The organism is Demequina zhanjiangensis, assembly GCF_030418315.1.
GTDB classification, from domain to species: Bacteria; Actinomycetota; Actinomycetes; order Actinomycetales; family Demequinaceae; genus Demequina; species Demequina zhanjiangensis.
Genome location: NZ_JAUHPV010000002.1, coordinates 318055 through 329790, shown reverse-complemented (window position 1 = coordinate 329790; position 11736 = coordinate 318055). Strand labels below are relative to the sequence as shown.

Sequence of the window (11736 nt, the reverse complement as noted above, 5' to 3'; positions counted from 1 at the left end):
GGGCCTTGACTCAGCGTGAGGTCAGTCCTCGTCGTCCGCCCAGCGGTCCCTGTACTCGTCGGACTCTTCGGAGGGCGCAGAGGACTGCCGTCCGGACATGAGCTCACGCTCAAGGTCCCTCAGGTCAGAGGTGTGGTTCGTGTACTTCAGCTGACGCGCGATCTTCGCGTCCTTAGCCTTCTGACGGCCGCGCCCCATGTCGCCGCCCCTTCCACCGTCTCGGAGCCGCGTCTTCCGCGGGTCCTGCGTGTCGAGTTCCCCCATACTTTACAACGCCTGTTCGCCTCACCGCGACTACCCCTCTCGGGCATATCCGACCAATTTTCACGTTTCGCGTCATGATGGGGGTGTTGGGGCGTCTCATGTGACGTAAACCCGTCCGTAGGACCCCCCGACTGAGACTGAGGGATAGGAAATGATGGCTGACACTGTTCAGGAGCCGGAGAAGCTGCTCACCCCGAGCGAGGTTGCTGCGATCTTCCGCGTCGACCCCAAGACCGTGACCCGTTGGGCCAAGGTGGGCAAGCTCTCTTCGATCCGCACCCTTGGCGGACACCGCCGCTTCCGTGAGGCCGAGGTTCAGGCTCTCCTGTCCCAGGCTCGCGAGCAGAACTGACCGTCCGTCTCCTGCCGAGGGTCCCCCCACCCCTGCAGGCAGGAGGATGCCGCGCCGTGGTGCGCGGCGCCACGATCGGAACCACCTTGCGGTGACTGGCATGGTGCCGGCGATCTAGCCTTCATCCATGACGGATTCCCCGCTGCACGGTGCTCACGTCGACACGCCTTGGGGCGTGCTGCGGCTGCTCGTCACCCCGGAGGACGGGGTGGTGCGTGCGGCAGGACTCGACGAGGACGACCGCGATCTGGTGCGGCGGCTCCCGTCCCCGCATGCGGCGCGTCCGGTGGTCGAGGATCCTCTCGATGCTGTCGTCGGCCCGGTGCAGGCGTGGCTCGGAGGCGACTTCGACGCCCTGCTGGAGGTGCCCGTGGAGCAGCCTGGTGGCGAGTTCTTCCAGGATGTCTGGCAGGCGATGCGTGAGGTCCCGGCAGGTGAGCCCGTCTCCTATCAGGAGCTCGCGGCGGCCGCCGGTCGTCCCCGTGCGATGCGTGCGGTGGGCACCGCCTGCAGGCGCAATGCCGTCGCGATCCTCGTGCCCTGCCACCGTGTGATCCGCGCCGGAGGGCGCCTGGGCTCGTACGGCTTCGGCGGCGTGGGCATCAAGGCCTCCATGCTCGCGTTCGAGGCGGGCACCCCCGTCGGCCGTCTTCCCCTGGTGGAGTCCGCCGCCCACGAGGACGACGCCGCCCCCTCCCGCTTCTCCGAGCAGAGCCTTCCGTGAGTGCGGCCCCTGCCCGCCAGTGGGCTCCGCTGCTCGCCCTCATCGCCCTGGGCTGGGGCTCCTCCTTCCTCTTCATCGAGCTCGCGCTGAGATCCTTCTCGCCGAGCCAGGTGGGCTTCGGACGCCTCGCCGTCGGAGCCTTGGTGCTGTGGCTCATGGTGGCCGCGCAGCGACGCCGGCCTCGCCTGGGTCTCACAGGTGTGGCGGCCGTCGCCGCGGTGGGCCTCTTCATGTCGGGCATCCCGCTGATCCTCATCCCGATGGCGCAGCAGTCGCTGACGTCCATCCTCGCGAGCCTGCTCAACGCGACGACGCCTCTGTGGACGGCGTTCTTCGTTGCTTTGCTGATCCCTGCGGAGCGGATCTCCCGGTCTCAGCTCGCGGGGCTGCTCGTGGGCGTGCTGGGCATCGCGATCCTGGTGGGCGCGTGGAACGTCGCCGACTTCCCCCTGGGCGGAGTGCTGCTGATGCTGGGGGCGACTGCCTGCTACGGCATCGGGTCCACGTTGTCGCGTCGGCTCCTGGCGAGGGTCGACGAATCGCACACCGTCCTGTCTGCGACGCAGATCGGGGTCAGCGCGGTGATGCTCGCGCCCTTCGCGGTGGTGTCAGGCAGCCCCGAACCCAGCGCCTTCGCACTCGACTCTGTCGCCCTGTGGGGACTGATCGGGCTCGGCGTGCTCGGCACGTCGTACGCGTACGTGCTGTTCTGGCGCGTGGTGAAGATCGCGGGGGCGACCACGGCGTCGTCCGTCACGTACCTGGTGCCTGTAGTTGCGACGACGCTGGGCGTCCTGGTGCTGGGGGAGAAGCTGCACTGGTACGAGGTCGCAGGCGCGGCCGTCGTCCTGGTGGGCGTGTGGCTCGCTGGGCGCAAGCCGCGCACGCCGGTGGTGCCGACGGAGACGGACCTGGCCGCCTGAGCGTCAGCCGAACCTGAGGAGACCCGGGGCTACTCCCAGGAGAACATCTTCTTGATGTTCTCCACGGACTCAGTGGGGGTGAGGTCCTTGTTCTTCTTGATCTTGGACACACCGATGGCCACGAGGATCAGCATGATGACGATCACCACGCCGCCGAGGACCAGCGCGGACAGCCACACCGGCCAGACCGTCGACAGGCCGGCGACGGCCGCGGTCAGCAGCAGCGGCAGCGCGAAGAACGCGAACAGGTAGGCGACCGCGAGCAGCGCGGAGCCGATCCCGATCTCCTTGAGCTTGGCCGAGACGTCGGCCTTGGCGCGCTCGAGCTCGATCTTCAGCATGGTCTGGTAGCGACCCACGATGTTGCCGAAGAGTGCATTGGCGGCGGACTTGGCGAAAGACGACATCGACTGCTCCCCTTGTTGGATAGTCCTAGTAGATCGTGTATCGGCCTGCGGCCGCAAACGCGTGAGCCTCGACTGCCGACCAGGCCACCCGGCGGCGAGGTGGCACCGATGCGCCGCAGCCACTGGCACGCGGACGTGCGCGGTGTCACGATGAGCACAGTGCGAGGAGGCCGTGCCGTCCCCGCGCGCCTCCTGCCTCGTCATCGCTCGTCGGGAGGAGTACGTCGTGCCGCAGGTCTCACCGCAGGTGGAGAGGATGCCGCGTTCGGGCATCCGCAAGATCATGGATGCCGCATGGGCGTCGGGGAAGCCGTTCGTCGGCATGCACGTGGGTGAGCCGGACTTCATCCCCCCGAAGCATGTGCTCGACGCGGGCTCCGCCGCCTACCTCGAGGGTCAGACCCACTACGTCTCCAACGTGGGCATCCCCGAACTGCGCGCCGCCCTCGCCGACAAGCTGGCGAGGGTGAACCGGCTCGAGGTGACACCGGATCAGATCGCCGTCACCGCGAGTGGCACCGAGGCCCTGTTCGCGGCCTACTCGGCCATCCTCACCGCCGGCGACGAGGTGCTGATCCCCGACCCGGGCTGGCCGAACTACACCATGGCGATGGAGATGCTCCAGTGCGGCGCCGTCCCGTACCGACTGGAACCCGAGCACGACTTCGTGCCGCAGATCGACGCGCTCGACGCGCTTGTCACGGAGCGCACGAGGGCGATCCTGGTGAACAGCCCGTCGAACCCGCTCGGGACCGTCTACAGCGCCGAGACCCTCGAGGCATTGGTGCGGTTCGCCGAGCGGCACGACATCTGGCTGATCTCCGACGAGTGCTATGACGCCCTCACCTTCGGAGTGGAGCACGTGTCACCCGCCGTCTTCGACACGAAGGGCCTCGTGATCTCCACGTTCTCCTTCTCCAAGACCTACGCGATGACGGGGGTGCGCGTCGGCTACCTGGTCGGCTCGCCCGAGCTGCTGTCCGTGGTCGGCAAGCTGCAGGAGACGATCCTGGCCTGCGTCAACACTCCCGCCCAGCTCGCCGCGGTCGCGGCGCTCACCGGACCCCAGGACTGCGTCGAGGAGATGAGGTCCGCCTATGAGCGTCGGCGCGACCTTGCCGTCGCCGAGCTCGATCGCCTCAGCATCCCGTACGTCCGGCCCGACGGCGCGTTCTACCTGTGGATCGACGTGACGGAGCTGGCCGGCGACCTGCCTGTGGACGACTGGGCGCTCAGGCTTCTCGAGGAGGAGCGCGTCGCGGTCGCGCCCGGATCCACGTTCGGCGCCTCCGGAGAAGGGTGGGTGCGTCTCGCGCTCGCGGCCTCCGACGAGGAGATCCTCGCCGGGATCGCAGGCATCGGTCGGATGCTTGCGGCCGTGAGGGCCGACGCTGCGGTGGCGAGTGCTGGTGCGGCGAGTGCTGTGCCAGCCGCCGCTGTGGGTGCTGAGGCGGCGTCCGTCGCCTGACCCGCAACCGCGCCGGCGTCGCCTGACGCGCGCACCTCGCGCGTCCTGGCATCGCACCAGTGCTGACATGCACGCCTGATTCGGCACTCATGCGATGCCAGCACGCGGTGACGCCACGAAACCTCCCTGCAAACAGCGAGGTCTACCGTGAGGCTTCTCACCCGGGTCTGGACGAAGGAGCTCTGGGATCGTGAAGGCTTTCGACATCGTGGAGATGGGCCTGCCGGAGATGCGCGCGGCGCTTGAGGCGGGGGAGGTCACCAGCGTCGACCTGGTGGTCGCCTACCTCAACCGGATCGCCTACTACGACCGCACTGGACCCTGCCTGCATGCGCTCGCGGTGCTCAACCCTGACGTCCTGGCCGATGCAGCCGCCTCGGATGCGCGCCGTGCGCGGGGCGAGGCGGGACTGCTCGAGGGCATCCCCTTCACGATCAAGGACTCCTACAAGGCGAAGGGGCTGACGGTCGCGTCGGGCAGCCCGGCGCTCAAGGACCTGGTCGCGACGGACGACGCGGCGAGCGTGGCCCTCCTCAAGGAGGCCGGGGCGGTGCTGATCGGCAAGACCAACATGCCCCCGATGGCGGCCGGCGGCATCCAGCCGGGCGTCTACGACTACGCGCGCAGCCCGTACAACCCCGACTACATCACCGCGGCCTACGGCTCCGGTTCGTCGAACGGTTCGGGCACCTCGACGGCCGCGAGCATGGCGGCGTTCGGCATGGCGGAGGAGACCGTCTCATCGGGCCGGTCGCCTGCGTCGAACAACGCGCTCGTGGCCTACACGCCCTCGCGAGGTCTGATCTCGATCCGCGGCAACTGGCCGCTGCGTCCCACGTGCGACGTCGTGGTCCCGCACACCCGCACGGTCTCCGACCTGATGATCCTGCTGGACGTGCTGATCGCCGAGGACCCGGACACCACGGGTGACTTCTGGCGGCAGCAGACCGCCGTGGAGCTCCCCAAGCCGGAGAGCGTCGTCTCGAAGCCGATGCTCCGCGAGCGCCCGACTCGTCTCGATGGCCTCAGGATCGGCGTGCCCAGGATCTTCATCGGGGAGGACGACGCCCCGCTCGAACCCCCCGTCATCCGCCCGAGCGTGCGGAAGCTGTGGGATCAGGCGGCCGACGACCTGCGCGCCCTGGGCGCCGAGGTGATCGAGGTCTCGTTCCCGGCATGGGAGAACTACGAGGAGGACCGCCCCGGGGCGCAGGGCCTCGCCGCGCGCGGCCTGGTGCCCGCGAACTGGCGGACCATGGAGGGCGGCCCCGTCACAGCGATGGTGCTCGACCAGTTCCTCCAGGTGAACGGCGACCCGAACCTCAGGTCGTGGGCCGACGTGGATGGAGACTCGGTCTTCCCCGTCGAGGATGCGCTGTGGCCCGTGTGGATCACGCGTGCGCGCGGTGGCTTCGACTGGCAGCGGCTCGCGGAGATGGCCAAGGCGGGGGTGCCGTCCTCCTTCGACGAGGTGCCTGGCTTCGACCAGCTTCTCACCGGGCTCGAACAGGCGCGCAAGGATGATTTCGAGGCGTGGCTCGTCTCGGAGGGGCTCGACTTCATCGTCTTCCCTGCCGCGGGTGACGTGGGTCGCGACGACCTCTTCACGCGCCCGGAAAGCCTGGCCGACGCCTCACGCAACGGCGTCGTCTACTCGAACGGCAACCGCGTGATCCGGCACCTGGGCATCCCGACCGTGACCGTCCCGATGGGCTTCATGGGGGACACCCAGATGCCGGTGGGCCTCACCTTCGCAGGGCCCGCGTACTCGGACGACGTGCTGATCGACCGCGCCTACGCGTACGAGCAGGCGACGGCTCGGCGCCTGCCGGCGTTCCTCACGCCCAGCCTGCCGAGTGACGTGATCCCGGCGGGCTCTGGAGGCACGAAAGACGCGCCGGGCACCACCGCGCATGCCGTCGAGATCGTGAAGGGTGACGCCTTCTGGGAGGTCACCGTCCGCGTCGACGGCGGCGCCGACGGCACGCAGGTATGGGCCGACGGGCACATCCTTGCGCCGGTCGACGGGGAGCCGGGCGCGTTCTCGGGGCGTATCTCGCTGCGCCGCCACCGACTGTTCGACGAGGTGTTCGTCCTGGTCAAGGCTGGTCGAGGCGCCGGCGAGTACAGCCTGGCGCCGCTGCCCGCCTGAGCGGACCGCGGCGCCAGCGCTGCTCAGGCCAGGTGGCGCCGGAGGGCTTCGACGGCGAGCGCGTGGTCCTGCTCGTCGGTGAGGCCGGAGACGGCGAGCGTGCCGACCATCCCTGCCGAGCGCACCTCGAGCGGGATGCATCCGCCCGCGGCGACGAACTCGCCCTTGGCGAGCCCGGACGCCTCGTGGAAGTCGACGCCGTGCATGCGGAAGAACAGCCCGAGCCTCAGGCTCGACATCGCGTACCGACGTACTGAGGCGGCCTTGCGGGCGACCCACGTGTCGTTGTCAGCATTGGTGCCCTCCATCGCGGCGTGGAACACCTCCTGCTCGCCGCGGCGGATCTCGATCACGACGGGGAGCTCGCGCTCGCGGGCGATCTCGACGGCGATGCTGCCGAGCGCCCACGCGTCGTTGAGGGTGAGGGAGTCGAGCACAAGCTCGGTCTGCTCCGCAGCGAGCCTCTCGACGGTCTCGGCGAGCTCGGTCTCCGCGGTCATGACTGCGCCTCCTGGTGTGCGGTGAGGATCTGGGTGCGTGCTCGATCGAGGGTGTCGACCACGGACACGACCTCGGCGTGCGAGTGGATCGGGGACTCGAGGAGGCCCTTGCCGACGAACTCGGCGAACGCGTCGGCCTCGCAGCTGAGTGCGTCGTAGGCGGGGTCGTAGTCGCGGCCGTCCCATTCGAGCACGCTGGGCGGCTGCATGAAGTCGTCGTAGGTGGTGACGGTGAGGCCGCTCGGCTGGATGAACTCGCGGTGCACCTCGATCCGTCCCTCGGTGCCCGAGATGGTGGCGTTGATGGGCTGCCAGCCGTTGAGCGAGGTGAGGGCGGTGCCGACTGCGCCGTCGTAGTCCAGGGAGACGAGCGCGAGCTTGTCCACGCCGGACGGGGCGACGCTGCCGACTGCGTGGACCGAGCGGGGTGCGCCGAGCACGGAGGAGATGAACGACACGGGGTAGATGCCCGCGTCGAGCAGGGCGCCGCCGGCCTGGGCGGGGTCGTACAGCCGGTGCTCCGGCGTGAAGGGGAACGCGAACCCGAAGTCCGCGGCGACCGAGGTGATCTCGCCGAGCGCGCCGTCGGCGAGCAGCTGGCGGATGATGTCGGACTGCGGCAGGTAGCGCGTCCACATGGCCTCCATCGCGAGCACTCCCTTTGCTCGCGCGGCCTCGAGGATTCGTGCGGCGTCGGCGCCGGTGGTGGCGAGCGGCTTCTCGACGAGCACATGCTTGCCTGCCTCGATGGCGAGCAGCGCCTGGTCGAGGTGGGCGGAGTGCGGCGACGCGATGTAGACGGCGTCCACGTCGTCGGAGGAGACGAGCTCCTCGTAGCTCCCGAAGGCGAGGGCGATGCCGTGCTCCGCGGCGAACTTCTGGGAGCGCTCGAGCGAGCGTGAGCCTACTGCGGCGAGGGTGTGGTCGGTGCGTCGGTTGATGGCGCCGGCGAAGTATCCGGCGATGTAGCCGGGGGCGATGATCCCCCATCGCAGGGATCGCTCCGGTGCCCACGGGCGTGGGGTCGGAAGGGTGGTGAGCGAGGGCATCGGTGACCTCCAGGGGTTGCGGGCGCGCCGTCGTGGCACGCTCGGCCCAACATATGACACTTGCAACAATTTCGTCCAGCGGGACGATGCAGGTCAGGCGACGAGTGCCTTCAGGGCGAAGTTCAGGCGGGACACCATGTCCACCTTCGGGTCGATCAGCCACTGAAGCTGGAGGCCGTCCCACAGCGCGAGGGCGGAGTCGACCACGTATGAGGGGTCATGGCTCGCGGCGATGCGACCCGCCCTCTGGTCCTCAAGCACGAGCTCCATGACGAGCGCGCGGATCCGGTCGTACCGCTGCACCACCCACTCGTGCGCGGGGTGCTCGGGTGACGATGCTTCGGCCGCGACGATCGCGAGCACGCGCAGCAGCTCGGGTCGGGCCAGGTTGCGCTCGGCAAGGTTCGTCGCCCAGTCGACGAGCCCCTGAGACATGTCGACGTCCTCACCCTGACGGTCCGTCTCCTCGAGCACGGCCTCGAGCAGGCCGACCTTGTTCCCGAAGTGGTGGGTCACCGCGGTCAGGCTCATGCCGAGCTCGCGCGCCACCTCGCGCATCGAGGCCCCGTTGTAGCCTTTGGCGCCGAACACCGCGATCGCGGCGTGGAGGACCTCCGCCCGTCGCTCGCGCGACTTCGCGTAGGGGCCGCGTCGCACTCGCGGCTCTGCAGTGCTCATGGAGACACTCTACTTGTCCCGAAATGAAAGTGTTGCACTTGCAATGTTTTCGATGTACCGTCACCGCAGGCGAGGTCGTCGACCCGCCACTTTTCTCAACGAGGAGGAAACCGATGAACCGCAGAGCCCTGGCTGCGTCGATCTCGACAGCAGCGGCCCTCACCCTCACGCTGACGGCCTGTGGCCGTGCCGACGCCCCTCCCGCTGACTCCAGCGCGCCGGGCGAGACCACCGCAGCCATCGACGACTCACCCGCCACCGGCACCATCCAGGTGTGGGCCATGGGCACCGAGGGCGAGCTCCTGGACCAGCTCACCGCCGACTTCGAGGCTGACAACCCCGACGCGACCGTCGAGGTCACCGCGGTCCCCTGGTCCGACTACATGACCAAGATCCAGACAGCCGTCGCCTCCGGCAGCACGCCCGACATGACGATGGTCGGCACCACCGACCTCGCCGCAGCCGTCGCGGCCGACGCGCTCGCCCCCGTCCCCGAGGGCCTCATCGACGCCTCGGCCTTCTTCGAGGGCTCCGCGGCAGCCGCGCAGATCGACGGCACCATGTTCGCCGTCCCCTGGTACGTCGAGACCCGCGTCATGTTCTACCGCTCCGACCTGGCCGAGGCCGCGGGGGTCGAGGCGCCGACCACCTGGGAGGAGACCGACACGTTCTTCTCCGCACTTGAGGACGGCGGTGCCGAGTACGGCACCACGATCTTCACCGGAGCCCCCAACAGCTACCAGTTCGTGCTCCCGTTCCTGTGGCAGGGCGGCGCCCAGATCCTGTCCGACGACGGCACCACCTGGACCTTCGACACCCCCGAGGCCGAGGCCGGCCTCGCGTACTACCAGTCGCTGATCACCGACGGCCACACCGCGCAGAACGGCCCGACGAACATCGGCGAGGTGGAGCCCGACATCGTCGCCGGCAACGTCGGCTCGATCATCTCCGGACCGTGGGAGTCGAGCCTGCTCGTCGCCGCAGGCGGCCAGGACTTCTACGACAACCAGATCGCCGTCGCCCCGCTCCCCGCCGGACCCGCCGGCAACACGAGCTGGGTCGGAGGCGCCCACATGGGCGTGTTCAAGGAGGCGCAGAACGCCGACGGCGCATGGAAGCTGGTCCGCTGGCTGTCCGAGCCCGAGGTGCAGCAGAAGTGGTTCGACATCTCCTTCGACCTGCCCTCCGTCGCCACCGCATGGGACTACTCGCCGATCGCTGACAACCCCATGTACTCGGTGATGCGCGAGCAGCTCGACGACACCAACTCGCCGCCGGCCGTCACGACCTGGCCCCAGGTCGCCGCAGAGATGGACGCTCAGATCGAGCGCGTCGCGAGCGGCGCCGCCACCCCGGCCGAGGCGCTCGCCGCGCTCCAGGCCGAGGCGGAGTCGATCGGCGTCGGCGACTGACATGTCCGTCCCCGAGCTCAAGTCCGTGGGTGGGTCGCGTACCGCGCGACCCGCCCACGGGCGGCGGCGCCGCAGCCTGATCGCGTGGGCGTTCGCCGCACCGTACTTCCTGCTCTTCGTCGTCTTCGGCGCTGGCCCTGTGATCGCCTCGCTCGGCTTCAGCGTCACCGACATCGGAGTCCGCGACGTCCGATCCCCCTTCGGCGTCAACTTCGTGGGACTGAGCAACTTCGCCGAGCTGTTCGGCGATGAGCAGTTCCGCCGAGCCATCCTCAACACCCTCTACTTCGTCGCCGTCGGCATCCCCCTCACCATGGGGCTGGGCCTCGTCGCGGCGATCGCGCTCAACAGCGGCATCAACCGCCTCAAGGGTGTGTTCCGCGTCTCGTTCTTCGCCCCGTTCGTCACCAGCATCATCGCGATCGCGGTCGTCTGGCGATACCTCTACCAGGACGACGGCTTCATCAACGGTGTGCTCGCCCGCATCGGCATCGCCGGTCCCGACTGGCTCAACGATCCCCATTGGGCGATGCCCGCCCTGATCGTGATGGCCGTGTGGCGCAACATCGGACTCCCGATGGTGATCTTCCTCGCGGGCCTCCAGGGCATCCCCCGGGACGTCTACGAGGCCGCCGCCGTCGACGGCTCCCGCGGCTTCACCACCTTCTGGCGCATCACGCTCCCGCTGCTGCGCCCCACCACCCTCGTCGTCGCGGTCCTCCTCAGCATCGGCTACCTCCAGTTCTTCGAGGAGCCCTTCGTGATGACGGGCGGAGGACCCCTCGACTCCACGATCTCCATCGGCTACTACGCGTACGAGCAGTTCGGTTTCGGCGAGTACGGCATGGCCGCCGCAGCGTCGTACGTGCTCGTCGCCTTCATCGTCCTGCTGAGCCTGCTGCAGTTCCGCATCTTCAGAAACAGGGGCTGACATGACCACCGCCACCCTCCCCGCCACCGACGAGCGTGCGACCAACCGGCGACCGTTCCGGATCTCGCAGCCGCTCACCTACATCGCGCTCACGGCCGCCGCGCTGCTCATGGTGCTGCCGTTCACCTGGATGATCCTCGGGTCGTTCAAGGACAACAGCGAGATCATCGCCAACCCCGCCGCGTGGCTGCCCGAGCAGTGGACCCTGTCCAACTACGCGGACCTGGTCGGCGGGCTGAACTTCTCGAACGCGTTCGTGAACTCGTTCGTCGTGGCCGTCGCCTGCGTGATCGGCAACCTGGCGTTCAGCTCGATGGCCGGCTATGCGCTCGCCAAGATCGACTTCGCGGGACGCCGGCTCCTGTTCGGGCTGGTGCTCGGCATGCTGATGATCCCTCCGATCGCGACCTTCGTGCCGCTGTTCGTGCTCGTCACGAACATGGGACTGAGCAACACCCTGTACGGCCTCATCCTCCCGTACCTGGTCACCCCGCTCGGCGTCTTCCTGATGCGGCAGTTCATCGGAGAGATCCCCGACGCGCTGCTCGAGGCGGCCCAGATCGACGGTGCGAGCCAGTGGCGGATCTTCTGGCAGATCGTGCTGCCGCTGTGCCGTCCGCCGCTCGCGACGCTCGCGATCCTCACCTTCCTCGCCCAGTGGAACAACTTCCTGTGGCCGCTGGTCGTGGCGCAGACCGAGGACAAGTACACGCTGCCCGTCGCGCTCGCGCTGTACTCGATCGGCCAGAACGGCACGAACTACGCGCTGCTGATGGCAGGCGCCGCGCTCGTCGTGCTCCCGATCCTCGTGCTGTTCCTCCTCCTCCAGCGCCAGTTCATCCAGGGCGTCGCGTCCACCGGAATCAAGTAAGGAGA

Annotated in this window: 13 protein-coding genes; 8 read left to right on the top strand and 5 right to left on the bottom strand. The window is 68.7% G+C overall.

The window, feature by feature from the left end:
- Nucleotides 1-21 precede the first annotated feature (21 nt).
- A complete protein-coding gene (locus tag QQX04_RS04190; RefSeq protein ID WP_301126556.1) occupies nucleotides 22-198 on the bottom strand; it encodes a DUF3073 family protein in 177 nt (58 codons plus the stop codon).
- Between the two features lie 220 nt (nucleotides 199-418).
- Here QQX04_RS04190 and QQX04_RS04185 point away from each other — a divergent pair, with 220 nt between their 5' ends.
- The 3 genes from QQX04_RS04185 to QQX04_RS04175 all read left to right on the top strand — a co-directional run bounded on the left by QQX04_RS04185 (nucleotide 419) and on the right by QQX04_RS04175 (nucleotide 2263).
- Nucleotides 419-616: a BldC family transcriptional regulator gene (locus tag QQX04_RS04185; RefSeq protein WP_301126555.1), complete on the top strand. Its 198-nt coding sequence runs from the start codon at nucleotides 419-421 to the stop codon at nucleotides 614-616.
- 127 nt (nucleotides 617-743) lie between these two features.
- Complete coding sequence (locus tag QQX04_RS04180) at nucleotides 744-1340, top strand: methylated-DNA--[protein]-cysteine S-methyltransferase (RefSeq protein WP_301126553.1); 597 nt, start codon at nucleotides 744-746, stop codon at nucleotides 1338-1340.
- On the top strand, nucleotides 1337-2263 hold the full coding sequence (locus QQX04_RS04175; RefSeq protein WP_301126552.1) for a DMT family transporter: 927 nt from the start codon (nucleotides 1337-1339) through the stop codon (nucleotides 2261-2263). The genes QQX04_RS04180 and QQX04_RS04175 overlap by 4 nt, the downstream gene beginning before the upstream one ends.
- Nucleotides 2264-2292: 29 nt before the next feature.
- Here the strand turns inward: QQX04_RS04175 and QQX04_RS04170 are convergent, their stop codons facing one another.
- A complete protein-coding gene (locus tag QQX04_RS04170; RefSeq protein ID WP_301126550.1) occupies nucleotides 2293-2670 on the bottom strand; it encodes a phage holin family protein in 378 nt (125 codons plus the stop codon).
- A gap of 226 nt (nucleotides 2671-2896) precedes the next feature.
- Here QQX04_RS04170 and QQX04_RS04165 point away from each other — a divergent pair, with 226 nt between their 5' ends.
- On the top strand, nucleotides 2897-4138 hold the full coding sequence (locus QQX04_RS04165; protein WP_301126549.1) for a pyridoxal phosphate-dependent aminotransferase: 1242 nt from the start codon (nucleotides 2897-2899) through the stop codon (nucleotides 4136-4138).
- A gap of 190 nt (nucleotides 4139-4328) precedes the next feature.
- Nucleotides 4329-6290 (top strand): amidase, encoded by a 1962-nt coding sequence (locus tag QQX04_RS04160; RefSeq protein WP_367312931.1) that lies wholly within the window; start codon nucleotides 4329-4331, stop codon nucleotides 6288-6290.
- A 23-nt stretch (nucleotides 6291-6313) separates the two neighbouring features.
- Here QQX04_RS04160 and QQX04_RS04155 read toward each other — a convergent pair whose 3' ends face one another.
- The 3 genes from QQX04_RS04155 to QQX04_RS04145 all read right to left on the bottom strand — a co-directional run bounded on the left by QQX04_RS04155 (nucleotide 6314) and on the right by QQX04_RS04145 (nucleotide 8517).
- Nucleotides 6314-6790, bottom strand: a complete 477-nt coding sequence (locus QQX04_RS04155) for a heme-degrading domain-containing protein (protein WP_301126548.1) — start codon at nucleotides 6788-6790, stop codon at nucleotides 6314-6316.
- On the bottom strand, nucleotides 6787-7839 hold the full coding sequence (locus QQX04_RS04150) for a Gfo/Idh/MocA family protein (RefSeq protein ID WP_301126547.1): 1053 nt from the start codon (nucleotides 7837-7839) through the stop codon (nucleotides 6787-6789). The genes QQX04_RS04155 and QQX04_RS04150 overlap by 4 nt, the downstream gene beginning before the upstream one ends.
- Nucleotides 7840-7932: 93 nt before the next feature.
- A complete protein-coding gene (locus tag QQX04_RS04145) occupies nucleotides 7933-8517 on the bottom strand; it encodes a TetR/AcrR family transcriptional regulator (RefSeq protein ID WP_301126545.1) in 585 nt (194 codons plus the stop codon).
- Nucleotides 8518-8630: 113 nt separating this feature from the next.
- Between QQX04_RS04145 and QQX04_RS04140 the strand changes: the two genes are divergently transcribed.
- From QQX04_RS04140 to QQX04_RS04130, 3 genes are read left to right on the top strand one after another with little or no spacing between them, the layout of a single operon-like run.
- The gene (locus QQX04_RS04140; RefSeq protein ID WP_301126543.1) at nucleotides 8631-9929 is read left to right on the top strand and encodes an extracellular solute-binding protein; all 1299 of its coding nucleotides are present in this window, start codon (nucleotides 8631-8633) and stop codon (nucleotides 9927-9929) included.
- Between the two features lies 1 nt (nucleotide 9930).
- Nucleotides 9931-10860, top strand: a complete 930-nt coding sequence (locus QQX04_RS04135; protein WP_301126541.1) for a carbohydrate ABC transporter permease — start codon at nucleotides 9931-9933, stop codon at nucleotides 10858-10860.
- A 1-nt stretch (nucleotide 10861) separates the two neighbouring features.
- Entirely contained in the window at nucleotides 10862-11731 is an 870-nt protein-coding gene (locus QQX04_RS04130; protein ID WP_301126540.1) for a carbohydrate ABC transporter permease, read from the top strand.
- The last annotated feature ends 5 nt before the right edge of the window (nucleotides 11732-11736 follow it).

Coding starts and splice junctions, on each gene's coding strand:
- QQX04_RS04180 (WP_301126553.1), top strand. CDS start 744: ATGACGGATTCCCCGCTGCACGGTGCTCACGTCGACACGCCTTGGGGC.
- QQX04_RS04170 (WP_301126550.1), bottom strand. CDS start 2,670: ATGTCGTCTTTCGCCAAGTCCGCCGCCAATGCACTCTTCGGCAACATC.
- QQX04_RS04155 (WP_301126548.1), bottom strand. CDS start 6,790: ATGACCGCGGAGACCGAGCTCGCCGAGACCGTCGAGAGGCTCGCTGCG.
- QQX04_RS04150 (WP_301126547.1), bottom strand. CDS start 7,839: ATGCCCTCGCTCACCACCCTTCCGACCCCACGCCCGTGGGCACCGGAG.
- QQX04_RS04135 (WP_301126541.1), top strand. CDS start 9,931: ATGTCCGTCCCCGAGCTCAAGTCCGTGGGTGGGTCGCGTACCGCGCGA.
- QQX04_RS04185 (WP_301126555.1), top strand. CDS start 419: ATGGCTGACACTGTTCAGGAGCCGGAGAAGCTGCTCACCCCGAGCGAG.
- QQX04_RS04140 (WP_301126543.1), top strand. CDS start 8,631: ATGAACCGCAGAGCCCTGGCTGCGTCGATCTCGACAGCAGCGGCCCTC.
- QQX04_RS04190 (WP_301126556.1), bottom strand. CDS start 198: ATGGGGCGCGGCCGTCAGAAGGCTAAGGACGCGAAGATCGCGCGTCAG.
- QQX04_RS04130 (WP_301126540.1), top strand. CDS start 10,862: ATGACCACCGCCACCCTCCCCGCCACCGACGAGCGTGCGACCAACCGG.
- QQX04_RS04145 (WP_301126545.1), bottom strand. CDS start 8,517: ATGAGCACTGCAGAGCCGCGAGTGCGACGCGGCCCCTACGCGAAGTCG.